23 protein-coding genes are annotated in these 25,851 nt (G+C 41.2%); 14 read left to right on the plus strand and 9 right to left on the minus strand.

Annotated elements, in window-relative coordinates:
• Nucleotides 1-49 precede the first annotated feature (49 nt).
• The 5 genes from PQ460_RS02170 (at nucleotide 50) to PQ460_RS02190 (ending at nucleotide 6,065) form a co-directional block, all read left to right on the plus strand.
• Nucleotides 50-1,012 (plus strand): nucleoside hydrolase, encoded by a 963-nt coding sequence (locus tag PQ460_RS02170; RefSeq protein ID WP_274172857.1) that lies wholly within the window; start codon nucleotides 50-52, stop codon nucleotides 1,010-1,012.
• 534 nt (nucleotides 1,013-1,546) lie between these two features.
• Nucleotides 1,547-2,368, plus strand: coding sequence for an ABC transporter permease (locus tag PQ460_RS02175; RefSeq protein ID WP_274171642.1), 822 nt, complete (start codon nucleotides 1,547-1,549; stop codon nucleotides 2,366-2,368).
• Nucleotides 2,369-2,375: 7 nt separating this feature from the next.
• Complete coding sequence (locus tag PQ460_RS02180) at nucleotides 2,376-3,167, plus strand: ABC transporter permease (RefSeq protein ID WP_273613917.1); 792 nt, start codon at nucleotides 2,376-2,378, stop codon at nucleotides 3,165-3,167.
• 16 nt (nucleotides 3,168-3,183) lie between these two features.
• Nucleotides 3,184-4,260 carry an ABC transporter ATP-binding protein gene (locus PQ460_RS02185; RefSeq protein ID WP_274171643.1) on the plus strand — a complete coding sequence of 359 codons (1,077 nt, stop codon included), beginning with the start codon at nucleotides 3,184-3,186 and terminating at the stop codon, nucleotides 4,258-4,260.
• A 59-nt stretch (nucleotides 4,261-4,319) separates the two neighbouring features.
• The gene (locus PQ460_RS02190; RefSeq protein WP_274172858.1) at nucleotides 4,320-6,065 is read left to right on the plus strand and encodes an adenine deaminase; all 1,746 of its coding nucleotides are present in this window, start codon (nucleotides 4,320-4,322) and stop codon (nucleotides 6,063-6,065) included.
• Between the two features lie 256 nt (nucleotides 6,066-6,321).
• Here the strand turns inward: PQ460_RS02190 and cobA are convergent, their stop codons facing one another.
• The 3 genes from cobA to nirB are packed head-to-tail and all read right to left on the minus strand — an operon-like array spanning nucleotide 6,322 to nucleotide 9,944.
• Nucleotides 6,322-7,146: a uroporphyrinogen-III C-methyltransferase gene (gene cobA / locus PQ460_RS02195; RefSeq protein ID WP_274171644.1), complete on the minus strand. Its 825-nt coding sequence runs from the start codon at nucleotides 7,144-7,146 to the stop codon at nucleotides 6,322-6,324.
• Between the two features lie 17 nt (nucleotides 7,147-7,163).
• Nucleotides 7,164-7,475 (minus strand): nitrite reductase small subunit NirD, encoded by a 312-nt coding sequence (nirD, locus tag PQ460_RS02200; protein ID WP_274172859.1) that lies wholly within the window; start codon nucleotides 7,473-7,475, stop codon nucleotides 7,164-7,166.
• Nucleotides 7,476-7,493: 18 nt separating this feature from the next.
• Nucleotides 7,494-9,944: a nitrite reductase large subunit NirB gene (gene nirB, locus PQ460_RS02205; RefSeq protein WP_274171645.1), complete on the minus strand. Its 2,451-nt coding sequence runs from the start codon at nucleotides 9,942-9,944 to the stop codon at nucleotides 7,494-7,496.
• Nucleotides 9,945-10,397: 453 nt separating this feature from the next.
• On the opposite strand from nirB, the gene PQ460_RS02210 reads away from it, so the two are divergent.
• Together PQ460_RS02210 and PQ460_RS02215 are read left to right on the plus strand one after the other, a co-directional pair.
• On the plus strand, nucleotides 10,398-10,991 hold the full coding sequence (locus tag PQ460_RS02210) for an ANTAR domain-containing response regulator (protein WP_274171646.1): 594 nt from the start codon (nucleotides 10,398-10,400) through the stop codon (nucleotides 10,989-10,991).
• Between the two features lie 21 nt (nucleotides 10,992-11,012).
• Nucleotides 11,013-12,071, plus strand: coding sequence for an anthranilate phosphoribosyltransferase (locus PQ460_RS02215; protein WP_443147189.1), 1,059 nt, complete (start codon nucleotides 11,013-11,015; stop codon nucleotides 12,069-12,071).
• Nucleotides 12,072-12,201: 130 nt separating this feature from the next.
• Here the strand turns inward: PQ460_RS02215 and PQ460_RS02220 are convergent, their stop codons facing one another.
• The 3 genes from PQ460_RS02220 to bacA all read right to left on the minus strand — a co-directional run bounded on the left by PQ460_RS02220 (nucleotide 12,202) and on the right by bacA (nucleotide 14,988).
• Entirely contained in the window at nucleotides 12,202-13,554 is a 1,353-nt protein-coding gene (locus PQ460_RS02220; protein WP_274171647.1) for a hemolysin family protein, read from the minus strand.
• Between the two features lie 85 nt (nucleotides 13,555-13,639).
• Complete coding sequence (locus tag PQ460_RS02225) at nucleotides 13,640-14,014, minus strand: hypothetical protein (protein WP_274171648.1); 375 nt, start codon at nucleotides 14,012-14,014, stop codon at nucleotides 13,640-13,642.
• A gap of 137 nt (nucleotides 14,015-14,151) precedes the next feature.
• Nucleotides 14,152-14,988 (minus strand): undecaprenyl-diphosphate phosphatase, encoded by an 837-nt coding sequence (gene bacA, locus PQ460_RS02230; RefSeq protein ID WP_273613910.1) that lies wholly within the window; start codon nucleotides 14,986-14,988, stop codon nucleotides 14,152-14,154.
• A gap of 356 nt (nucleotides 14,989-15,344) precedes the next feature.
• On the opposite strand from bacA, the gene PQ460_RS02235 reads away from it, so the two are divergent.
• The 3 genes from PQ460_RS02235 (at nucleotide 15,345) to PQ460_RS02245 (ending at nucleotide 18,778) form a co-directional block, all read left to right on the plus strand.
• A complete protein-coding gene (locus PQ460_RS02235) occupies nucleotides 15,345-15,827 on the plus strand; it encodes a Dps family protein (protein ID WP_069327677.1) in 483 nt (160 codons plus the stop codon).
• Nucleotides 15,828-16,279: 452 nt separating this feature from the next.
• Nucleotides 16,280-17,410, plus strand: a complete 1,131-nt coding sequence (locus PQ460_RS02240) for a nitric oxide synthase oxygenase (RefSeq protein WP_274171649.1) — start codon at nucleotides 16,280-16,282, stop codon at nucleotides 17,408-17,410.
• Nucleotides 17,411-17,449: 39 nt separating this feature from the next.
• Nucleotides 17,450-18,778, plus strand: a complete 1,329-nt coding sequence (locus PQ460_RS02245) for a TrkH family potassium uptake protein (protein ID WP_274171650.1) — start codon at nucleotides 17,450-17,452, stop codon at nucleotides 18,776-18,778.
• A 16-nt stretch (nucleotides 18,779-18,794) separates the two neighbouring features.
• Here the strand turns inward: PQ460_RS02245 and PQ460_RS02250 are convergent, their stop codons facing one another.
• From PQ460_RS02250 to PQ460_RS02260, 3 genes are all read right to left on the minus strand, one after another.
• Complete coding sequence (locus PQ460_RS02250) at nucleotides 18,795-19,448, minus strand: amino acid ABC transporter permease (RefSeq protein WP_274171651.1); 654 nt, start codon at nucleotides 19,446-19,448, stop codon at nucleotides 18,795-18,797.
• 124 nt (nucleotides 19,449-19,572) lie between these two features.
• Nucleotides 19,573-20,436: a basic amino acid ABC transporter substrate-binding protein gene (locus tag PQ460_RS02255; RefSeq protein ID WP_274171652.1), complete on the minus strand. Its 864-nt coding sequence runs from the start codon at nucleotides 20,434-20,436 to the stop codon at nucleotides 19,573-19,575.
• A gap of 244 nt (nucleotides 20,437-20,680) precedes the next feature.
• The gene (locus PQ460_RS02260) at nucleotides 20,681-21,229 is read right to left on the minus strand and encodes a cysteine hydrolase family protein (RefSeq protein ID WP_274171653.1); all 549 of its coding nucleotides are present in this window, start codon (nucleotides 21,227-21,229) and stop codon (nucleotides 20,681-20,683) included.
• A gap of 176 nt (nucleotides 21,230-21,405) precedes the next feature.
• Here PQ460_RS02260 and PQ460_RS02265 point away from each other — a divergent pair, with 176 nt between their 5' ends.
• The 4 genes from PQ460_RS02265 to PQ460_RS02280 all read left to right on the plus strand — a co-directional run bounded on the left by PQ460_RS02265 (nucleotide 21,406) and on the right by PQ460_RS02280 (nucleotide 25,722).
• Nucleotides 21,406-22,353, plus strand: coding sequence for an aminopeptidase (locus PQ460_RS02265; protein WP_274171654.1), 948 nt, complete (start codon nucleotides 21,406-21,408; stop codon nucleotides 22,351-22,353).
• Between the two features lie 151 nt (nucleotides 22,354-22,504).
• Nucleotides 22,505-23,806, plus strand: coding sequence for an ABC transporter substrate-binding protein (locus tag PQ460_RS02270; RefSeq protein ID WP_274171655.1), 1,302 nt, complete (start codon nucleotides 22,505-22,507; stop codon nucleotides 23,804-23,806).
• 108 nt (nucleotides 23,807-23,914) lie between these two features.
• Nucleotides 23,915-24,847: a carbohydrate ABC transporter permease gene (locus PQ460_RS02275; protein ID WP_274171656.1), complete on the plus strand. Its 933-nt coding sequence runs from the start codon at nucleotides 23,915-23,917 to the stop codon at nucleotides 24,845-24,847.
• The gene (locus tag PQ460_RS02280; protein ID WP_274171657.1) at nucleotides 24,847-25,722 is read left to right on the plus strand and encodes a carbohydrate ABC transporter permease; all 876 of its coding nucleotides are present in this window, start codon (nucleotides 24,847-24,849) and stop codon (nucleotides 25,720-25,722) included. The genes PQ460_RS02275 and PQ460_RS02280 overlap by 1 nt, the downstream gene beginning before the upstream one ends.
• The last annotated feature ends 129 nt before the right edge of the window (nucleotides 25,723-25,851 follow it).

Here is a 25,851-nt window from a genome sequence, read left to right on the forward strand (position 1 = left end):
GAAGATCGAAGGAGGATGTACTTTGAGTCTAGTGCAACGGAAAGTCATTATGGATGTAGATACAGGAATCGATGATGCGCTCGGTATCATGCTAGCTGTCGGTAGCGGCAGTTGTGATATTCTAGGCATTACGACGGTTAACGGTAATGTATCGATGCAACAGGCGACGACGAATACATTCAAAATTCTACAGTTGATCGATCGTACGGATATCCCTGTTTTTGCAGGAGCAGATACTCCGTTAGTACGGAAGCCGAGATTCGAACATTCGGTTCATGGCAATGATGGGATCGGTGGCGCATTAACCGAAATGAAAGTGGAGCAACAGGTTCAACCTCAAGCCGCTCACGAATTTATGATTGAGCAAATTATGAGCCATCCCGGTGAGATCACATTGATTCTCACCGCACCACTGACCAATGTCGCATTAGCGATTCAACAACAACCAGAGATTGTCGCTAACGTCAAAGAAATCGTTATTATGGGTGGAGCCGTTAATGAATACGGCAATATCACACCAACGGCTGAATATAATATGTACGTCGATCCTGAAGCCGCCAAGCAAGTCCTAAACGCAGGCTTTGCCAATCTAGTACTTGTACCGTTAGATGTGACACGCAAAGTATTGCTAAACAACAACCATCTCGGCGCACTCAACCGAACCGCTCAACCTGAAATCGCAGTATATGTAGGTCAGAGCACATCCGCTTATATGGAGCGCTACGAACAACGTAATGGAGTCAAAGCATGCGCAATGCACGACCCACTTGCAGTAGCCGCCGCTCTGTATCCCGGTGTAATCAGTACGACGTTGTACCATATCGATATCGAAACCAATAGTGACCTATGCGACGGACAAACCGTATGCGATTTTCAAAATCGTTTGGGCAAACAACCCAACGTCCAAGTCGCTCTAAAGGTCAACCATATCGCCTTTTTCAAAATCTTTTTGGAATCCCTGAGTAATCTCAAAGCAACTCAACCTGTAGCAAGTGTAGAAATAGAAGCATGAAAGATAAATCAGACTAACTAAATATCATCACAATAGATTTTTCAAAGTAACATTGCTTTTGGACTGCTACTCCAACCCTTAACGCGACTATTCTGTATCCCTCGCATGATCTAAAATCGTGCTTGGTCATTTTGTAATTAAGTTATTTTCTTACTAAAAAGTTAGCTTTATTTAATAAAACTACAATTTTAATTTTCGTAATCGAGTGATAAATAATACGTATTTAAGTTTTTGATTACACTAGACCAATCCGATCGTTGCTGTCTCCTCTAAGCGGAGGAAACAGAATATTCTGAAAGAGCGAAGCGCTCGCCTTTGTAATCGACTCCTTACCGCAAAGCGGTTAATCAAAGGAGCCGATTACAACAAGCGACGGTAAGAATATCCTGTTTTCGTAGCGACACTTACTAGAGCAACTCTAATCTCAACTAGCTAATCATCTTTTATCTTTTAAATATTCTTTTAAAAGTAACACCAATTACGCCGTCCCAAAGAACCACCTTAATTCTGCTCAGATAGGAGCGTATCCCACCTATGAAAATCAATAAGATGTACTGGCTGCTCCTACCCGGGCTGCTGTTCCTTACCGTATTTATGCTGATCCCGATTATATTGACGATTGGCTCAACGTTTGTGCAAGAAGGCAAGCCGACTTTGGAAGGGTATCTGTACTTTTTCAGAGATGCGTATTTCAATCGGATTCTACTGACTACACTACGAGTCAGTGTATTTACAACAGTGATCTGTATCGCTCTGGGTTATCCAGTGGCTTATTACATTTCTCGATTGGGTACACGGAAAAAAGGGATTTTGTTAGCCTTATCTATTTTCCCACTACTCACTAGCCCTGTGGTGCGCTCGTTTAGCTGGATGATTATTCTAGGACGTAAAGGTCTGGTGAATAATGCGCTGGTCGCTACGGGTATTGTCGATAAGCCGATCGAAATTTTGTATACACCAACAGCGATGATTATCGGACTGGTGCATCTATTTTTACCATTGATCATTATTACGCTTGTCGGTGTGATGGAAAATGTAGATAGTGAACTGATTCGGGCAGCAGAAAGTTTGGGTGCTTCTCGGTTTACCGCTTTGCGTAAAGTATTATTCCCGCTCACGATTCCGGGTCTGATTATCGGAAGTGTACTTGTATTTGTCGGTAGTCTAACCGCATATACAACGCCAGCCTTGCTTGGAGGTAAGGAACGGGTAATCTCTACATTCCTGTATCAGAATGCGATGACATTGAATGATTGGTATCTGGCTTCTGTGATTGCGACGATTATGATTTTGATTACACTGGTTGTTGTAGGATTGATGAACAAAGTAGCCACCAAATTGAATCCGAAGGGGTGAGACGAAGATGAAAGAAAAACATTACGGGCTGGCGATATTTAGCACGTTAGTCTTTATTTTTCTGCTAGGACCACTGGTGATCATCTCGGTCACCTCATTCGGGCCGGGTACGGTATTGAAATTCCCACCGGATGGATTTTCACTCAAATGGTATCAAAATATATGGGCAGTCGATATGTTTCCGAAGACGTTTGTCACATCGATTGTGATCTCGTTACTAGGGAATCTGCTTGCTTTGATTCTCGGTGTGCCAGCGGCATATGCACTAAGTCGATATCATTTTCGCGGACGTGATTTGCTGAATGCCATCTTTTTATCACCGGTACTGATTCCAGGGATTGTACTTGGTTTTACGATGCTCAAATATGTGTTAGTGATGTACCATTTACCGATTTATACCGGTCTATTGGTTGGACATACAGTGATCATGTTGCCGTTTATTATTCGAGTGATTGGTTCCAGCCTATCCAACTTTGACTTCTCTATCGAAGAAGCGGCAGTCAGTCTTGGAGCAGGACGATTACAAGCATTTTTCAGAGTGGTGTTACCGAATATCCGCTCAGGAATTATGGCAGCGGTATTAATTGCTTTTCTGGAGTCATTCAATAATGTCGATATCTCGGTATTTATGACAGGGCCGGGAATTAGTACATTGCCGATCCAGATGTTGACGTATGTACAGAATTATTTCGATCCAACGATAGCTGCGATTTCGGTCGTGTTAATGATATTAACCGGTCTGTTGATGTTCGTGATTGAACGTCTCATGGGTGGGCTGGCTTACTTTACCAAACGATAAGGGGAGGCATACGACGATGACATTACTCAGCTTAGAACAGGTATCGGTGGCGTATGATAACCACCTGATTTTGGAGAATTTCGATCTCAAATTAGAAGAAGGTAAATTACTTTCGTTACTCGGACCAAGCGGCTGTGGCAAAACAACCACTTTGCGTCTGATTGCAGGCTTTTTAGAGGCCAAAGGTGGCAAATTTATGTTCGACGGGCGAGATTATACGAATCTGCCAGTCAACAAACGCAATTTTGGATTTGTATTTCAAAGTTATGCGTTATTTCCACATTTGTCGGTCTATGATAATGTAGCGTTCGGCTTACGTCTACGCAAAGTGAAAGAAGCACAGGTTAAAGAAAAAGTATTGCGAATGCTTGATATTGTGAGTCTGAATGGCTTTGAAAAGCGGTTCCCGCAAGAATTATCCGGTGGACAACGTCAACGTGTAGCGATTGCGCGTGCACTTGTGATTGAGCCTGATCTACTACTATTCGATGAGCCATTAAGTAATCTGGATGCCAATCTAAGAGTGACGATGCGTGTGGAAATTCGTCGTTTACAACAAGAATTAGGCATGACTGCGGTCTATGTGTCTCATGATCAGGAAGAATGTTTTTCGATCTCCGACCAAGTAGCGATTATGAATGCTGGCAAAATCGAGCAATTAGGCGCACCAACAGATATTTATCAATATCCCAAAACCGAATATGTAGCTCGTTTTATCGGGTTTAATAACTTTTTGGTTTTTGATGGTACACGTCAAGGAAATACAGGAGTAGAGTGGACGATTGGTGATTATGGATTTGCTGTGCAGTTACAAGCAGGGCAATCGACAGCTGAGACGTACAAAGGAGCAATCCGTCCAGAAGACTTACGCATTACTCGGTTAGATGAATTGACTGATCTGCAAAAGTCTTTGTCTAATCAAGTACCAGGCACAGTCAAAGTCAGTACGTATCTAGGACGTAGTTATCAATTTGAAGTACAGACAGCGTTAGGAGCATTTACAGTGAATCAAGAAATGGATATCCCAATCGCACCCGGTCAACAGGTGATGATTACTTTTCCAGCGGATAAGATTGTGATGGTGGGACAATGAGTAGTCTAAATACATCCACGAACCGCACTCATGAAGCTAACACATCTACATTAGCTCCAATCGCTGTTGATCTGCTGATCACAAATGTGCAAGTGTACAATAGTTACTATAAAGAATTTCGTACAGGTGATGTAGCTGTTAAGGGCGAACAATTTCTATATATCGGTCAGCAAAGCAGTGATCGTTTTGTAGCTACACAAGTGATCGAAGGTCATAGACGGTATATGATTCCCGGGTTGATCGATATTCATTTGCATATTGAAAGTTCGATGGTCACGCCAGCGACATTTTCTCACGGCATTTTACGTCGTGGAGTCACCACGATCGTACCGGAACCGCATGAGATGGCCAATGTATTCGGGCTTGAAGGGGTCAAAGAAATGATCGCCGCCAGTCAAGATGTGATATGCGATATGATGTACAGTATTCCTAGCTCTGTACCCGCAACACCGCTTGAAACAACAGGCGGTTCTATCGAGATTGCGGATATTGACGAGTTGATGCGCACCGAGTCTATTATTTGTCTCGGTGAAATTATGAATTATGTCGATGTGATACGTGATCCTGAATGCAAAACCAATCAGATTTTACGTCATATAAAGACTCATTATCCGCATCTTGTTATTGAAGGGCATACGCCTAAGTTACTTGATCTGGATCTTCATCAATTGATTACGGCAGGCATCGATTCTGACCATACCCACCAGAGTATAGAAGGGATGACAGAACGTATAGCAGCAGGGATGTTTATTGAACTGCAAGAGAAATCGATGACACCGGAAATTATCGATTATATGATCAATCATGATGTAGCAGAGCATTTTTGCTTTGTAACCGATGATGTAATGACAGATAGTCTAGCGTGGCGTGGGCATCTCGATTATATCGTGCGTAAAGCGATTCAGATGGGTATGACACCTGAAGCGGCGATCTATGCGGCTACTTTTACACCTGCAAAACGGATGAAGATGAGTGATCGTGGAGCTATAGCACCCGGTAAGTTAGCCGATTTTATTTTACTATCCGATATCGAGCAGTTCCAGATTGATGAAGTGTATAAAAAAGGATTGTGTGTGTATCAGCAAGATCAGCCGTATGTACAGCCTTCTTCCGAACCGCAATTTCCAGCGCACTTTTATAACAGTGTGAAGTTAGAATTGCTGAACGAACAACATTTTCAAGTTCCAGTTCACAACAGTGACGGTCTGTATGAATGTCGGGTCATGATGGTCAAAGACGGATCAACATTTACTGAAGAACGTCTTACCGATGTAAGTGTGCGTAATCAGCAGTTGATGTGGGAACAGAGTGGGTATGGATTGATCGCTACATTTGAACGGTATGGAAAAAATGGCAATCATGCGTATGGTCTGATCGGTGGGGATACGATTACACGTGGTGCGATAGCGACAACGTATTCACATGACAATCATAATTTACTGGTTGTCGGTCGTAATCCACAAGATATGGCAATAGCAGCAAATGAAGTCATTAGCAAGCAAGGCGGCTTCTGTGTTGTGTTAGACGGCAAAGTGATTGCTTCACTGCACTTACCTGTAGGCGGTATCTTAACAGAAGCCCCTCTGGAAGAAACAGCAATTGCTGTCGATCAACTGGTTACAGCTATGCGCGAGTTAGGATACAAGCATTACAATCCGATTATGTCGATCAGTACGCATTCGTTACCCGTTAGCCCTGCACTCAAAATTACGGATTATGGTCTAATAGATGTGAATAAAGGAGAAGTAGTACCTTTACTAACAGGAGTTACTCGAGATCAAATAAATAATTCAGACCCAAAATAGATCATTTTTAAAACGCTCTCTATATGACATACTAAAAATCATAATTGTTAAAAATAGTGATATCAAAAAAGCCGTTTCTCCTCTATATGAAGGGAAATGGCTTTTTTTAGATTCGTACCTACACGTATAGAATCGATTGGAGAGGGTGCAAATAGATCATACGATTATACCTATTCAAGAGGTGTCTTTATATACGTGATTGCAATATTGGACAATTTGCCGGAGTGCCAACAATTGCTGTACATATAGACGAGCATTATCCGATCATTTGGTGAGCTTGATGCTTCATCTGTAGTAATTGTTCCCGGATATGAACCACTTCACCGATAATAATCATCGCTGGATTACTGATATGAGCGACTGTCGCTATCTGAGTGATATCAGCCAGTGTACCGGTAACTATCCGTTCGGCTTCGGTTGTGCCATTTTCGATCAAAGCGACAGGGGTTACAGAAGGTTTACCGCACAGGATCAATTGACTACAGATTTCGTCCAACTGACTGACACCCATATAGATCGCCAGAGTATCTACACTATGTGCAAGTAGATCCCATCGCACAGGAGCTGGCGAGATCGCTGGTGCTGAAGAAGATACTGCTTCGATAGTTGCTGGCTCAATCGCTGGATTAGCCCGGCATACGGTAATACAAGCAAAAGATGTCGCTACACCGCGATGAGTCAGTGGAATAGAAGCACTGGCAGCCGTTCCGATTGCTGACGTGATACCCGGTACTATTTCGTAAGCAATATGATGTTCTGCTAGAAATAAAGCTTCTTCTGCACCCCGTCCAAAAACAAAAGGATCGCCGCCTTTGAGCCGAACAACGGTATGACCTGCTACGGCATAAGAGAGAAGTGTGCGATTAATAGTGGCTTGATTCATATGATGCAATCCAGGTGCTTTACCGCAAAATAGTCTTTTTGCATCTGGGCGGGCATACGTTAACAACTCATCATTCACCAGACGATCATACATAATCACATCGGCTTGCTGAATCCGTCGTAATGCTTTGACCGTAATCAATTCAGGATCACCCGGGCCTGCACCAATAATGCTGACTGTACCATATGCTCTATTCATCTTCACCACTCCTTTGCTCAAAATGTAATATAGATCGCTCCACTCGCAGGATCAACTTCGGTGTTGTACGTATGCACACAGCCTTCGTCAGGATCTTGTACTTTTCCACTCCGCAAATCTATTTTCCAATCATGTAAAGGACAATGAATCGCTGTTCCGCACACCATCCCTTCCGATAATCGCCCTTGTTTGTGGGGGCAACTATTTTCGACTGCATGAATACTACCATCGCTCAGATGGAATAGAGCAATCTCAATCTCGCCTAATAGAAATGTACGTGATCCTTTTTTATCGATATCTTGAATATGCCCTACATGTAATTTAGTCATCGTCATCGCAGTTCCCCCTTAATGGATAGATGTGGTCGATCCGGTTAATGGTGCTTGGTGTAGCGGTTCAAAGTTTTTGCGTAATTCATCTTTGGCGATAATTTCTTTCCATGGATCAGAAGTGTAACTAAGCGTTTCTTCAATACGGCTCACCAGTTCCAAGCGAGTGTGTTGATCAGCAAGTGCTTCTTTCACATGATCTAAGCCTACACGTTCGATCCATGCTGCGGTGCGTTCATTAAAGCGAGCATGTTCACGATAATATTGTAAATACGCGCTAGACCATTCCATCACTTCTTCTTCTGTTTTGACCGTACAAAGTAGTTCAGCCGCACGTACTTTGACCCCACCGTTGCCTCCTACATGCAGTTCCCAACCGCCATCAATAGCCACTAACCCCAAATCTTTGATCGTTGCTTCTGCACAGTTACGGGGACATCCAGACACAGCCAGTTTAATTTTGGCAGGGCCGGTTAAGCGTTCATACGCTTTTTCCATTTTGATTCCCATCGCCATCGCATCCTGTGTACCAAAGCGACAAAATGTATTGCCGACACATGTTTTGACGGTACGTAATGTTTTGCCATAAGCATGACCGGAAGGCATATCTAATTCTTCCCAGATTTTAGGCAAGTCTTCTTTTCGAATCCCGAGTAGATCCAATCGTTGCCCGCCGGTAAATTTGACGAGTGGGACATTATATTTTTCAGCCACATTGGCGATTTTTTTGAGATCAGCAGGGGAGGTGACTCCGCCGTAGATACGGGGAACCACTGAATAGGTGCCGTCTTTTTGAATATTAGCGTGATAACGTTCATTGGTGAATCGCGATTCTTTTTCATCTTCATATTCAGCCGGGAACAACATGCCTAGATAATAATTGAGGGCAGGACGGCATTTGGAACAACCTTCAGGTTCGCGCCATTCCAGTACATTCATCACTTCTTTGACAGTTTTGAGACCCATCGTTTTGATCTGTTCTACAATCTCATCGCGTTGTAGAGAAGTACATCCACACATGCCTTCTTTGACAGTCACTTGAGCGGAATCTCCAGCATATAGTTGAAGCAATCCTTCGACCAGTGGAGCACAACCTCCGCATGATGCAGATGCTTTGGTGCAAGCTTTGAGCGAACCCATCGTATGACAGCCTTGTTGAAGTACTGCATCGCCAATTGCCGCTTTGCTCACTCCATTACAACCACAGACAATCTCATCATCTGCCATACTTTCTAATCGTTGTAGTGGAGAAACGGCTGTCGTCCCACCAACATGGCCGGTCAATAGTTCTTTTTCACGTCCAACAATCGATTCGCCACTTTTGATCAGTGAAAATAATGAACTGCCTTCCGACGTATCGCCAAACAATACCGCTCCGATCAATTTCCCATCTTGAATCACCAATTTTTTGTAAATGCTATCGATATCATCTTGCATCCGTAACGACTTGGTCTGTGGAGTATCTGCAAATTGCCCTGCTGAAAATACATCTACACCTGCTACTTTAAGTTTGGTTGAAGTAACTGATCCTTCGTAACCGGCAGTGTCCAGTCCTGCAAGACGCTTAGCAAGTACAGCTCCTTGTTCATATAGTGGAGCCACTAGCCCGTATCCAATCCCTCGATGTTCTGCACATTCGCCTACAGCTGAAATATGAGGAATATTGGTGTGTAAATGATCATCAACCACGATTCCGCGATTGATTGTTAGTCCTGAGGACTGAGCAACATCGATATTAGGGCGAATCCCTACCGCCATCACGACAAGATCAGCGTCTAACGATTCTCCATCAGTGAATCGAAGTCCTGTTACTCTGCGCTTGCCTGTTAATTCGACTGTACGCTTGCCAAGTAGGAACTTCATACCTTGTGCTTCTAACTGCTCTTGTAGCATCAGACCTGCTGGGAGATCAAGCTGACGATCCATCAAATGTTCATTGATATGAATTACAGTAACATCCATACCGAGGTTTAATAGTCCGCGAGCTGCTTCAAGCCCTAACAGTCCACCACCGACCACTGCCGCTTTGCGATGCGTTTGAGCCGTTGCTATCATGGTCTCGCAGTCTTTAATATCTCGAAAACCGATCACACCGTCTTTGTCTGAACCTGGAATAGGCGGGATAAAGGCGCGCGAACCGGTTGCAATAATGACTTCATCATAGTCTACATGTAAGCCAGAAGCAGAGATGACCTGACGCTGATCAGCATCAATACGAATAACAGGATCACCGGTGTATAGCGTAATATGATTATCGTGATACCAATCATGATCATTAATAATGATGTCATTGATCGAAGCTCCACCGGCAAGCACAGTCGATAATAAGATACGATTATAGTTAGGATGAGGTTCTGCTCCAAAAATAGTAATCTCATATGCATGTGGTGCGAGCTTCAGTAAATGTTCTATCGTCCATACGCCTGCCATTCCATTTCCGATTAATACTAATTTTTTGGTTGTTGTCATGATGATCTCTCCTCCTATAATCTCGATCTACATATAAAAAGCCTGTCTCATTCCAACCAGAGATAAGCGTGCCAGACGCTTGGTGCTCTGATATAGAGTTGAGACAGGCTTCATTGCCGTCTATAAAGTAGATACTCCATTGTATCTAGTTATCATTTCGCTAACAGATAGATAATATATTGATGATGCGATAATTGATCATATGTGTTTTTCGATAAACCAACTATAAAAGATGTATAATTACATGTCAATATAAATAACATAAAAATTTTATTTGAAATTAGAAGTTAATTATGTTTACATGATAAATATCAAAACACCCTCGATTATCTTGATTGTCTTAAAAAAGAGCTAAAATCTGCTTATCCACTTTTAAATCTAGTTGTTCATGTGATATTTTCTATTATATATTTCATTGTAAGTATTAAGTCTATGAGGAGGGAGTACCTCTCAATGCGTTCTTTACTGATTATCCGTATGGAGAATATCATCTGTGGTCCGGATCAGTTAGAGTCTGTTGTGTTACCTGAGACTTTGCTGGAAGATAACGGGTATCAGGCGTCGATTTCAGTTGGGGCTGATGATGTCAAACCTTTGTTAACCAAAGCCGATGCTGTAGTGCTTGATCTACCGATAGAAGAGATTACAGCATTAGAGCACATTCTTACGCATTCACGTAGTATTCCGATGTTATGGTGGTGTAGCCCGTATACAGCTACTTCTTCTGTGCAAGCTTGTGAAATCGAAAGTGCGATAGATGGGATTTTGACACCCACCATGAAAGAGCAAGAACTTCACTGGGCACTTCATTTTGCAGCCAAATTATGTGTAGAACGGCAACAATGGCATAGTGAGCGTCAGCAATTAGTATCCCGTTTGGAAGATCGCAAATGGATCGATATGGCGAAAGGTATTTTAGCAGATATGAAAAAAATATCAGAAGCGGAAGCCTATGATATTTTACGTAAAAAAGCGATGAATGATCGTAAACGCCTGGTTGATGTCGCTACAGCTATTGTCAAAGCACATCAGTTGTTACAATCTTAATAGTCAAAGGAGGAACCTGACGTGAACATGACAGACATACTGAAAGAAGTAGGTCGAGGCAAAAGAGGTTCCAGAGATCTTACGTATGATGAAGCGCTAGCTGTAGGCGAACTGATTTTGAATCGAGAAGCGTCTGACGTACAGATCGGTGCTTTTTTTATGGCAGAACGAATGAAGATGGAAAATATAGAAGAGATGCATGCTTTTGTCGATATCTGCCGTAAGTATGCGTTACGTACTTCTTCTATCAATAGTCTAGATTGTGCTGCTCCCTATGATGGACGGACAGCTTCATTTATAGCGAGCTTTGCAACTTCATTTGTTTTGGCAGCGACAGGGCAGAAAGTCACCTTGCATGGTAGTGAACCTTTGCCTCCTAAATGGGGTGTGACGTTACCATTACTGTTGCGCGAAATGGGCGTCAATACTGAGCATTTGACAAGAGATCAATCTTTATATGCTGCTCAGGAAACAGGATTATTATTTGTAGCGGCAGAGCAGTGGTGTCCACCATTAGGTGCTTTGCGTACATTGCGTGAAGAAATAGGTGTGCGTACGATACTGAATAGCGCTGAAAAACTAATGAATTATAGCCATTCTCCTTATCTGGTGTATGGCGTGTTCCATAATACGTTTTTTGAACGGATTTCTAAAGTGTTACAACGATTGGATTATCAGCGAGCAGCGATTATTCAGGGAGCAGAAGGATCAGAAGATTTATTTATCGATCGTCCTACACGTACGTATCGGGTAGAGCGCGGTGAAGCTCATATGGAGATTATAGACCCGGAAGTCTATGGATTGGATATCTCTTTACCGGAAATGTCGTGGACAGCGTCTACGCAGATTGAAGTGACCGAGCAGGTGTTACGCGGACAAGCCGATCTTGCGTTTACCAATCAAGTCTTACTTAATAGTGCATACCGGCTTGCTATGACAGGCAAAACAGGTTCAATCGAAGAAGGCGTTTATACCGCCAAATCGATACTTGAAAGTGGCAAGGCGTATCAAGTGTACCAACATTGGGGTCAGTTAATGCGTGGAGAACAACCTAATATGTTGATCGGGAATAGGTTGTAGTCGTTTGTAGATCATCATTATTTGCAGTGACCATATTAATCCAGAAAAAAACCGCTTCTCCTTTTTAGGAAAAAGCGGTTTTCATGTTTTTAGCCGATTATTTGATCTTCACTATCTAGATCGAACTCACTTATGATTCTGTATCTTCATTTTCATCGGTTTCGACTACTTTTTTGACAATTTCCAGCTTGCGATAACGACGCGCACTACGACGTAATACTTTGAATGTTAGATCCTCGAATTCATACGTAGCTCCAATCGCTAGATCAGGACGTTGACCGTATAACCAACCGCTGATCGTATCCAACTCTTCATCGTCTAGATCGGTACCTAATAGATCGTTTACACGATTGATAAATACTTTACCATCGACAATAAGATGATTCGGAGCAATCTGTTGAATTTCGTCTTCTTCATCGGCATCGAACTCATCACGAATCTCGCCTACGATTTCTTCCAAAATGTCTTCGATCGTGATCATACCGGATGTACCACCGTATTCATCGACCAGAATCGCAATATGAGTGCCTTCACGCTGCATGCGCTTGAGCAGATGCTTAACAGGGGTAGTCTCAGATAAAGACATAACCGGATGGATCAAAGGAGCCACATTCAAATCTGGTGTCTCTTCAGCAGCTAGAAAGAATTGCTTCGTATTGATCATCCCAATAATATTGTCTTTGCTTCCTTCTGCAACAGGGAAGCGGGTATATTGCTCTTTACGAATAATCATCCGGTTTTCTTCAGGAGACTTTTCGGTAAATAAGCACACCATATCGGTACGAGGCACCATTAATTCTTTCGCTAACATTTCATCAAAAGCAAAAATACGACTGACATAACCATATTCACTTTGATTGATTTTGCCACTTTCATAGCTTTCATTCAAAATAATATGCAATTCTTCTTCCGAGTGAGCTTCTTCATGTTCACTCGCCGGTTGTAGACCAATCAAGCGGGTTAAGAAGGTAGCCGATCCATTTAAAATAAAAATAAAAGGATACATAATGCGGTTAAACCAGATAATCGGACGAGCAGTATACAAAGTCACTAATTCTGCTTTACGCAAAGCAACTGTCTTCGGTGTTAATTCACCAACAACTACGTGGAAATAAGTAACCAAAATCAATGCAATCGCATAAGACAAAATATGACTTAATGATGCAGGTACGCCTACATTAGCGAACAAAGGAGATAACATATATTCAACCGTTGGTTCTCCCAACATACCCAGTCCTAATGCAGTAATCGTAATCCCTAATTGGCAGGTTGATAAATAGCCGTCCAGATTTGAAATGACTTCTTTGGCATAGCGAGCATTTTTATTTCCTTCAGCGATAAGCTGATCGATCCGACTACCCCGTACTTTCACAATTGCAAACTCCACCACAACAAAAAAAGCAGTAAAGATAATTAAAATGACAAATAACGTTAAATTCAGTCCTATATTAATACTGTCAGACAACAAACTCTCTCCCTTCATGCGTGCCGATCCTATAGTGGTCAGCATCCGCGATCCATTAATTGAAATGATGCACACTGGCGATAACCAGATGTGTTATACACGATTAAGGTCGTACGGAAGCCATATCCATATAATTGGACCGGTACTTGAGCGCTTCAAGCAACAAGCGCTTGAGCAAGAGAGGGATAAAAGAGAGAAGATGAGTGGGACTGAACGATCTATTCACATACCGAATCAGAATCGCAAAGTAAGCAGCCAGTGTCATCACTGGTGGTAATGTAGGCACCCTACAACCGCCATCTACATTATTAGCATATCGTGATGATCCATATGTCATTTTACCTGGATAGATTCCAGTTGTGACGGCAAAGTCATAATCTTCTTCATCAGCTGATTGAAATGGCATACAGAACAACAGCATGATTAGACTCATCAGTACAGCACTCATCATTCGCCTTCGCGCGGGTAAAGTATCCAAGTAGCATCTCCCATTTGAATAAGACGGCAAGCCGCCATTATTTATAGTTATATATATTCATATTATTACAAATATATTAACTCTGAATATCGAATATTGAATCAGAACAAGGTTCTGTGACAGACAACGTTTTTCGCTTAGCGAGTAAGCAAAATGAAGAAAATAATAGCAAGTGCAAAACGATAGTACGCAAATACATACAATGGAAGACGTTTAAGCAGATTTAAGAATGTTTTGATCGCTACAAGGGCTACAAGGAAAGCAGCGATAAATCCAGCAGCAAAAAATCCAAAGTCATCCATACTTAGATACTGAGCACTTTTGACAAGATCCAGTCCTGTCGCTCCGAACATAACAGGTACAGACACAAGGAATGTAAATTCAGCAGCGGCTGTATGGGATATTCCAAGTAATAGTCCACCAGAGATCGTAGAACCTGAACGAGAGAATCCTGGCCATAGAGCAAGACACTGGAACAATCCTACACCAAACGCCTGCTTGTATGTAATATCATCAACCGTCATATTACCCGCTGAGCGACCTTTACGCCATTCTGCATAGATCATCAGCAAACCACCAACAACAAGGCTGTAGACTACCGTCATAGGCCCAAAAAGATGTTCTTTAATGAAGTCATGCAACACCAGTCCAACCACAACCGCCGGTAACATTGCCAAAATAATATGCAAAATGTTCAAACGACGTTGAGGAGCTATTCCATTTTTACTTTTGAGACGACCGTTAAATAGATCAGGAATCGTCATCAAAATATCAATAAACTTACGCCAGTACAATACAACCACAGCAAGTACGGCTCCTAGCTGTACCACAATTTCAAACGTTTTGACCTGTTCTGCATTCTGATCGAGTCCCAGTAGATAACTGGTCAAAATCATATGCCCGGTACTGGATACAGGCAAGAACTCAGTCAAGCCTTCAATAATACCCATAATAATCGCTGAAATAATATCCACGAATGGACCTCCTTTTAATGTGAGCATAGTTATAAATGTAATTTACGCTTACTCCATAGTATGAGATAAGACAGCACTCCGTCAATTTGCTAGATAGCCTATGTTATTTCTGCCCGCCAAGACAATATAAAGAAAACTGAACGAAAAGAACTAGAGATGTAAAGGTTATGAAAAAAGTAAGCGTTTGCTTGGTAGGTAATAGAGAGAAGAAGTGAAAGATTAACTCACAATTTGTCGATACGAAAAAATATTTTTTGCAGATAACACTAGCCAAATGGTAGTCTATCTGTTATGATTAATTCAGGAATTAGAATAAGTCTAAATTTAAAAATACAAAACGAAAAGAGGAATTATCTATGACATCTCTACAAAACACTTCTACTACAACTGAGACTACACAAACAACTGCATTATATAACGCTTTGAATGTACAAATTGCTAACTGGTCTTTGCTTTATACTAAACTTCACAATTTCCACTGGTACGTTAAAGGTGAGAACTTCTTTACACTACATGCTAAATTCGAAGAATTGTACGATCAAGCTACTGTGTATATGGACGATATTGCTGAGCGTTTGCTCGCAATCGGTGGTCAACCTGTAGCTACACTTCGTGAGCAATTGGAATTGTCTACATTGCTTGAAGCAACAGGTACAGAGCAAGCAAATCAAATGGTAAGTTCACTTGTAGAAGATATTGCAACCGTATCTACAGAGTTAACAGAAACGATTGTTCTTGCAGAGCAAGTTAGTGACCAACCAACTGCTGATCTATTGATCGGTATTCGTGGTGAGATTGAAAAAGCAGCATGGATGTTGAACGCTTATCTTGGTCGCTAAGATTACGTTTTCTAGCTAATAGCTATCCAAGCAATCTTGTTCATATGAGTTATTCATAATAAAGCCCTTCAGAGTATCATCTGGAGGGCTTTTGTTGTCGATAAGATAGAAAGTGGTGAGTATAGATGAAAGTCGATCATAGCGTTCTTTGGAAACGATAAGATGGATCATATAATGTAGTCATCCAAATGCGATATTGATGCGTATTTTAGAGTGTGCCCTCTATTTATGGAACGATATGGAAAGTCTCTCAGCCCTTATACAGCAAGGATGTGCACGTTCTGTGACAATTGTATCATAACACTGCCGAAGCACTGTTTTGTAACGTATAATATGGACAATCCTAATAACGATAAGCAGACCAATCAGGCGGGCTCCCACCAGAGCGTCGCCTGTTTTTATATTGTGGTAGAAGTGGATTCTAATGGATAAGATAAAATGAGGTGGAATATATGGCCGTTACACATCCGTTAATGCAGGAAGCAACATTATTTTTGCGTCAATGTTATCAAGAACTTGGCAAAAGTGAAGATGAGTTAGAAGCACGCTTGCAACAGGTAGAGCATGATATTCAAAACAATGGAAGCTATGAACATACATTTGAAGAATTAGAACATGGAGCCAAAATGGCGTGGCGCAATAGTAATCGCTGTATTGGACGCTTATTTTGGGACAATCTACACGTGCGCGATGAGCGCCATATTCAGGGGACAGAGCAGATTGCAGACTCTTTACTTGAGCATATCCGATATGCTACAAATGGAGGTAAAGTTCGTCCAACGATCACTATTTTTAGACCACGTGCGATCGACGGATCGGAGATGAGAATTTGGAATCATCAATTGATTCGTTATGCAGGTTATCAGACAGAGCAAGGGATTATTGGTGATCCCGCTTCACTTGATTTTACGCAATTTTGTGAAAAGTTAGGTTGGACAGGAGCAGGAACTTCGTTTGATGTTCTTCCTTTAGTGATTAGTGAACACAATGGGACTCCACGTTGGTTTGAGATTCCGCAAGCAGATGTAATGGAAGTGCCGATGATCCATCCAGATTTTCCGGGATTTACAGAATTGGAATTAAAGTGGTACGCTGTTCCCATCGTATCTGAAATGCGCTTAACGATTGGCGGTATCCATTACACAGCAGCACCTTTTAACGGCTGGTATATGGGTACAGAGATCGGTGCACGTAACTTTGCAGATGAACATCGGTATAACTTGTTACCACAAATGGCAAAAATCATGGGACTGGATACCAGCAGTAAAGCGACATTATGGAAAGATCGTGCATTAGTTGAACTGAATTTGGCCGTATTGCATTCGTTCAAAGAAGCAGGTGTGAGTATAGTAGATCATCATACAGCGGCTTCACAATTTCAGCGTTTTGAACAACGGGAAGCGGAAGCAGGACGAGCAGTAACAGGCAACTGGACATGGCTGATTCCGCCGATGTCACCTGCGACTACGCATATTTTTCATCAATCGTACGATAATCGGGTAGTAACCCCTAATTTCTTTTATCAGGATAAAGCATATGAACCGAAAGCTTCTGTTTCGCAAGGAGGCTGTCCGTTTCATTAACACGAAAGGAATATTATTTTGAATAAAATGGCAAGGCATATGAAGGGATTTGTGCATCCGGCACGCTTGATTCCACTAGGATTTGCAGGGATGATATTGATCGGCACGATACTATTGAGTCTCCCGATAGCGGGTACAAATGGCCACAGTGTAGGATTACTGAATGCTTTTTTTACTTCGACTTCGGCTGTCTGTGTGACAGGACTTGCAGTTATTGATACTGGAGCGAGCTTTTCACTATTTGGTGAGCTGGTAATTATGGTTCTGATCCAGATTGGTGGACTGGGATTTATGACGTTCGGGGTGCTGTTTGCTGTATTACTGGGCAAGCAGATTGGACTCAAGCATCGCTTAATGATTCAGCAAGCGACCAATGCTTTTTCCACACAGGGATTAGTGAAATTATCACTTAACATCTTCCTAATCGCTTTTGTACTGGAATTTGTGGCAATGATCACATTGACGCTACATTGGGGACCAACGATGGGGTGGGCACCTGCTCTGTATCAAGGTGCTTTTTACGCCATATCTTCTTTTAATAATGCAGGGTTCTCGTTGTCTCCAGATAGCTTGTCCAGTCATGTTGGCGATCCGGTAGTCAATACGGTCGTTATTTCACTATTTGTAATCGGTGGACTTGGATTTATTGTCGTGACCGATATATTGCAAAAGCGCAGATGGCGTCGGTTCTCGTTAAATACGAAATTGGTACTGATGACTTCAGCGATAGCGACAGTGTTCGGTGTATTATTTGTCCTTGTGGTAGAGTGGGGAAATCCAGCTACACTTGGACATTTGAGTATAACTGAGAAAATATGGGCATCGCTATTTCAGGGGGTTATGCCCCGTTCATCCGGTTATAATACCGTCGATATCGGTGGTCTGATGGCGGCAACGCAATTTGTATTTATTATTTTGATGTTTATTGGAGCTGCTAGCGGTTCAACCGGTGGTGGGATCAAAACGAATACATTTGCGATTCTAATGCTGGCTCTATACAGTGTGGTACGTGGTCGTAGTGAGATTCGTGCGTTCCATCGCAGAATTAGCTTTGATACCGCATTTCGCGCACTGGCTGTTATTATGATCTCGCTTGGGATTGTGTTTACGATGACCATTTTACTGACACTGACGGAAAGTGGAACAGGCGCTCAATTTTTAAGCATTTTTTATGAAACCGTCTCTGCGTTTGGTACAGTAGGTTCGTCGATGGGCTTAACCCCTCATCTCACACCTGCGGGCAAAATCATCATTATTATTACGATGTATATCGGCCGTCTGGGCCCACTGGCTCTAGCCTATGCACTTGCACAGAAAAACAAAGAAGCCAAGTTCAGTTACCCGGAAGAAAAGGTACTGATTGGCTGATGTTCTGTAACTTTTACTAATTGATTCTTTTTTCGAACCAATTCAATAATTTACTTAACGAATAGGTAAGAATAAAGTAGATAATTGAAGCGGTGATATACGGTTCCCATACACGCATATATTGTCCACGCATGCTGTTGGCATAGTACATGAGTTCAGGAGCTGCAATAATAGCGACTAAGGAAGAATCTTTAATCAATACAATAAATTCATTACCAAATGCAGGAATCATTCGCTTAATCGCTTGAGGCAAAATAATATAACGCATCGTCTGGCGGCGTGTCATCCCTAAAGATAACGCCGCTTCAGTCTGCCCTTTGTCTACCGATTGAATACCAGCGCGAAAAATCTCGGCAGTGTACGCGGCTGAATTAAGAGTCAATGCTACGATAGCGGCTAGAATCGGATCGCTTCGGTCTAACAGCAATGGAATCAATCCAAAATGCACCATAAGTACTTGCACGAGCAACGGCGTTCCACGGAAAAAGTTGATATAACACGCTGTCGGTAAATGAAAGTACGCTTTGGAGGACATACGTCCAAATCCCATAATCAGCCCAAGCATTGAACCGAAAATAATCCCTGCAAATGAAATACCAATCGTTAATAAAGTGCCTTTTAATAAGATCGGGAGATAGTAAGCAATAATATCGAATCTAAAGTCTGTCATGAAGAGTCCCTTCCTATTCAAAAAGGTTTTTATACCAAAGAAAGTATGCGTGATGACTGTATAACGCATACTTTCTTTGTAGAGTGATACATGGACTAAGCGAATATGGTTAGACGCAGCAGAATTAAGATGTGCCTGCTTTGGAGATTTCGGCTTTTAAATTAGTGAGATCAGGAGCTGTACCGAACCATTTTTGATAGATTTCAGCATATTTTCCATTGTCGATCACAGTTTGAATAGCAGGATCGATTTTCGCTTTAAGGTCGCTGTCTTTAGGATAGATCAGTCCATAGTATTCTGAATTGAAATTCGTATTATCGGTGATACCGACTAATTTGTTATTTGGATTGTTTTTGATATATTCGCGCACTACCGCAATATCTGCGACTACTGCATCTGCACCACCATTATCCAGTTCGAGCAGAGCTAACGTATTGCTGTCGAATTTTTTAAGATTAGTACTGTTTTGTCCCATAATTTTGGACATCAAAATATCCGCTGTTGTTCCGTTTTGCACAGCGACCGTTTTGTCTTTAAGATCGGTTGCACTTTTGATCGGGCTTCCTTCTTTGACCATAATCATATTAGTGGATTCAAAATAAGGAATAGAGAACGAATAAGTTTCTTTACGCTCATCGGTGATCGAGACAGCAGAGATCCCTGCTTTGTACTCGGTACCTTGTTTAACACTTTCCAGTAACGTGTCCCATCCAATATTAGTAACCTCGTATTTCAAGCCAGCTTCTGCCATAACAGCCGCTAGAAAATCAATATCAAATCCGGATACTTTATCCAAATCCATAAATTCCATAGGAGCATATGAAGCGTCTGTAGCGACTTTGATCGTCTCATCACCTGTAGTAGTTGAGGCTGTGCCTGCATCGGTTGAAGCCGCAGGTACAGGATCTTTCGCAGGTGGTGTACCACAAGCAGATAACATAATAACCATAATCAATGCGATAAAAGGTAAAAAATGAGTCTTTTTCAAATCATAACCCCCTATTAATTTACTTTATATGATAAGTATATTACCAATAATAACAAAATAGCTCAATAAATAAATCATTATTTGTTAGATAAAGTTACATTGGAACAAAAAAATCTATTCTTTATTTTTAGAAAATACAAATATTTCCTAAAAATAAAGAATAGATTACATCAATATCATATAGTGTAGTACTTTGTTATTGGTTAAATGAAAAGGATAAACGGCAAACTCATATATCTGCTAATTAGCTACTCATTATCGGCTGAAATAATACTTCTTCTACTGATTGCACAGTAGCAAAACGCCCATTCCAGATGTTCTCATGGTGAGCAATAATCTGATCTGCACGAAGTACCTGACTATCCAGTGTACTTGTCCCGTTTTGGATAACAATATTGGATTGATAGCCTAGACTGTATGCCGCACGTAATGAAGTATCGATACAAAATTCAGTCTGTGCACCAGCAAAAATAATCTGTTCTATCTGATTATCTTGTAGCCATGCCAATAGATCTGTCTCGTAAAAAGCATCCCATTTGGTTTTGCGGAACACTGGATCTTCTGCCTGACGATTGATCTTATGATGTATTTCCCATTCAGGTGTATCGACATATAACTCTTCACCGGGAGTATAACTGGTGTGTTGAATAAAGATCACTGGGCAATTGACAGCGCGAGCTTGAGCGATCAGTTGGTTGACCTTTTCAGTTAATGGATCACGCTGATAGAGCGAATTTTCAGGCAGATCGAAAAAGATTTCTTGCATATCAATAATAAGTAACGCTTGCTTCATTCAGATTCCTCCGCTCGGTTATGTATTATTTGCATCTATAGTATAAGTATACCTTGAAAAGTATGGATCTCGTACACATATGATTGGTATTTTATACAGAGTTGTGGAACAATATAATACATACAGCAAGTGAATGATCTTACTTATAATCTAGTAATCAAAGGGTGGATATAGCGATGAGTGAGGAACGTATTGAAATTAGCAAAAATGTATTGATCGATTGTCTTGGACTAAAAGCAGGCGAATCACTGGTTGTTGTAGCAGACGATAGCCGTAAATATCTTGCTGAATCTCTATATGAAGCAGGCAAGCGATTAGGCGCAGAATCGATGTTAATGGTGATGCAAGAGCGTAGCAAATCAGGAGAAGAACCACCAGCCTCTATTGCTACAGCGATGATGAATGCTTCTGTAGCGATCTGTGTGACACGCTATTCGTTAACACATACGGCTGCACGCAAACAAGCGGCTGCGGCAGGTACACGTGTAGCAACGATGCCGGGCATTACAGAAGATATGTTTACCCATGGTGCGATTACAGCAGAATATTCTAAAGTCAAAGAATTAACAGAACATGTGACTGCTTTACTTACAAAAGCATCAACCGTACGGATAGAAAAAGAAGGATATAGCCTATCCTTTTCGATAGAAGAACGTGAAGGTGTACCGAGCACTGGATTGTATCTCAATCCTGGAGAATCAGGTAATTTACCTTCTGGTGAAGCTTATATTGCTCCAATGGAAGGAACAGCTCAAGGGCAGATCGTAATTGATGGTTCTATCGCTGGAATAGGTGCTTTAGATTCTCCATTGTTGCTTAATATTAGTGAAGGTCGTCTGGTAGCGGCAGAAGGGGATACCGGCCCTGAATTATTGCTCATGCTAGGGGATGGAGATGGACGCCTATTAGGAGAGTTCGGAATTGGTACTAACGACAAAGCACGTATCACAGGAATCGTATTAGAAGATGAAAAAGTATATGGTACTATCCATGTAGCTTTTGGTAGTAATAATACATTTGGTGGAACAGTTGCCGCAGGAGTACATATTGATGCTGTTGTTCAAAAGCCAGATGTATATCTAGATGATGTACTGATTATGCGTGCTGGCGAACTGTTACAATAACTTATCTCACAAGAGCCATATCTCTTAGATTTATAAAAAGAGATATGGCTCTTTTTTTATTGTCATAAATGGATTCAAAGCGATGTTTTGTCGTTTATTGTAATAAAAGAGATTTTATAATATTTATTTATAAATAAGGAGGAATTGGTTAATGCATTATAAGTTTTCAATCCGTATGGTTTGGATTGTCCCTATGATTCTGTTGCTGTTACTAACTGCCTGTACACCACGATCTGATTCATCTGAACCCAGAGCAGATGGAAAAGTAGAAATCGATTTTTGGACATTTTGGGGTTCAGAGACACGTCGTCCGATTATCGAAAAAATCATTAATGATTTTAATGCTTCGCAGGATCGAATCGTCGTTAAGCATACATACCTTCCTTTTGGTGATATCTGGACCAAAAATCTAGCGGCTGTAGCAGCTGGAAATCCTGCTGATGTTATTATTAATGATTACGCTAATGTAAATCTTCGCGCCAGCAAAAATCAAAATACAAATCTTACTCCTTATTTGCAAAAAGACAATATTGCCGACACCTTTTATCCAGAATTATGGAAAAATGTACTGTATAACAATGAAGCATATGCATTACCGTTTAACACCGATACCCGTATGTTGTACTACAACAAAACGGCTTTCAAAGAAGCAGGGCTTGATCCTAATGATCCGCCGCAAACATGGGCTGAATTAGAGGAATATGCCAAAAAGTTAGACAAAAAAAGTGGACAGACCTACGAACAAGTAGGATTTTATCCACTTTGGGGTGATTTTGGTGTAGATAGCTGGTTGATGAATGGAGATAATGGCAACGGTTATTTTGATGCCAACGACCAGACTACTATTAACACACCTGGCAAAGCAGCCACATTGAAATGGTTACTTTCCTGGCAAGATCGCTTGGGTCGCCAGACAGTAGATGCTATGAAAGCAGAATTTGGTAACGGACAAAGTGATGCTTTTATTTCAGGTAAAGTTGCTATGTATATTCAGACAGGCACATACAATACTCAACTTGAAGAGTTTGGCAAAGATATGGACTTTGGTGTAGCTCCTATTCCAGAACGGGAAAGTGGTTCAGGTCATTGGAGTACAGGTGGCGGATTCGTGGTCGAGATTCCTCGTGGAGCTAAGCACCCTGCTGAAGCATGGGAATTTATGAAATATTTAACCGGAGTAGACGCTCAAAAATATTGGGCGATGGAGAACTTCGATAATGTGGCTAATATAGAAGCCGCTAAGGATAAAGAAGCTAATCAAAATCCAGTCTACAAAGCGTCTGTTCAAAATTTAGAGAGCACCAAGCTGTTTCCGATTCCGCTCAGTGCTCCTGATTATAAAAATCTGATTAATCCGCACATGGATGCTGTATTTTTAGGTCAAGAAACACCTGAACAAGCGCTAGCCGCTGCGCAGCAAGATATTCAAAGTTTGATGGCACAAAATAAATAATAATCCATTGGTCATTATAGTCTGTGTTATTCCAGTTAGAGGCGAGAGCTGAGTCGGAGCTGATCCGTTTTTGGCTCTCGCTTTGTACTGTATCAAAGGGGGTTAATTATGAAAGCAATGATCGGGCAAAAACGTCCGAAAATATCTAAATTAGCACGTCAAGAAGAACGACAAGGATACCTATTTATTCTTCCATGGTTAATTGGATTATTTGGGATTACTTTGTTTCCTATGCTCTTTTCTCTGTATGCCAGTTTTACCAATTATGATGTAACATCACGTATGGATTTTATCGGGCTTGATAATTATAGACGCATGTTTACAGATGATCCTTTATTTTGGAGGTCTTTGAGTAATACATTGTATTATGTCGTCTGGATGGTTCCTTTAACGACGATAGGTTCTATTTTGCTTGCTTTGTTATTGAACGAAAAAGTAGTAGGGATGCGTTTTTTTCGGACTATTTATTATTTGCCGGCTGTGCTTTCAGGGGTAGGCGTCTATTTTCTCTGGATGCAATTGCTTAGCCCGACCAGTGGATTAATCAATACATTGTTATCATGGATTGGAATCTCAGGCCCTGCATGGTTAAGTGATCCGATGTGGACGAAGCCTGCTATTATTATGATGAAAATGTGGGCAGTCGGCGGCGGCATGTTGTTATATTTAGCCAGCTTACAAGGGGTGCCTGCACAGCTATATGAGGCTGCCAAGTTAGACGGAGCCTCTGTATTTCGTCGCTTCTGGCATATTACACTGCCTATGATTTCACCTGTTATTTTCTTTGATGTGATTACGAGCTTTATTGGTGGATTTCAAGTGTTCCAGGAAGGATATGTAATGACTGAGAACGGTAGTGGTGGACCGATGAATTCACTACTTTTTTATAATTTGCACATGTGGCACAAAGCGTTCACCGTATTTGATATGGGCTATGCTATGGGAATGGCATGGGTGCTATTTGCTATTGTTCTGGTGCTGACATTAATCAATATGAAGCTATCCAAACGTTGGGTGTATTATGAAGGAGAGGATCAATAATGGGTAGTTCCCTATCTTATTCAGGGCAACAGACAGATTATCGAAAAAAACGGGTATCTTTGCGCCAAATTGTTATTTTTATCGTGTTAGCGCTAGGAAGTATATTATTTTTGCTGCCGCTTTGGTGGATGATAGCAACTTCTCTAAAGTCGATGCAAGAAATAGCACAGTACCCACCTACTTTTATTCCGCAAACATTTCATATTGATAATTATATTCGTACATGGATAGCGGCTCCATTTACACAGTATACGTTAAATACATTGTTGCTTTCTTTTTTTGCAGTCACAGGAAATGTGATCGTGAATTCATTTGTCGCTTACGGATTCGCACGTATTCGTTTTCGAGGTAAAAAAGTATGGTTTTCGATTCTGCTGGCAACGATGATGATTCCAGGGTTTGTAACCTTAATTCCGCAGTATGTGATGTTTTCCAAATTGCATCTTGTAGGGACGTACTATCCGTTAATTATTCCTCAGTTTTTAGGCAGTGCTTTTTACATTTTTATGTTGCGTCAATTTTATTTAAGTATTCCTCGAGAACTGAGTGAAGCAGCAAAGATCGACGGAGCTAGTCATTTTTATACATGGCTTAGAGTGATTATTCCATTATCCAAGCCAGCACTGGCAACGATAGCTATTCTTTCATTTAATGGAGCATGGAATGACTTTTTGGGGCCACTTTTGTATGTGAATGATGAATCGTTATATACTTTACAAATTGGTCTGCAATCTTTTCGAGGCAGTGTACAGACACAGTGGAATTATTTGATGGCAGGTTCTGTTCTAGTATTATTGCCTGTTATCGTATTGTTTTTTGTTTTTCAACGTTACTTTATTGAAGGTATGAATTTGACTGCGGGTACCAAAGGATAAATGATAACATATCATCATACTGCTCAAAAGCGTGATCCTTATCTAGGTTAGACAAGGGTGCGCTTTTTTATGTGAGATAATATCTTATAATAGAAAGTATAATATAGCCCCTATATTGAAAATGCACAG

This window comes from Paenibacillus sp. KACC 21273 (assembly GCF_028736095.1).
Taxonomy (GTDB): domain Bacteria; phylum Bacillota; class Bacilli; order Paenibacillales; family Paenibacillaceae; genus Saccharibacillus; species Saccharibacillus kyungheensis.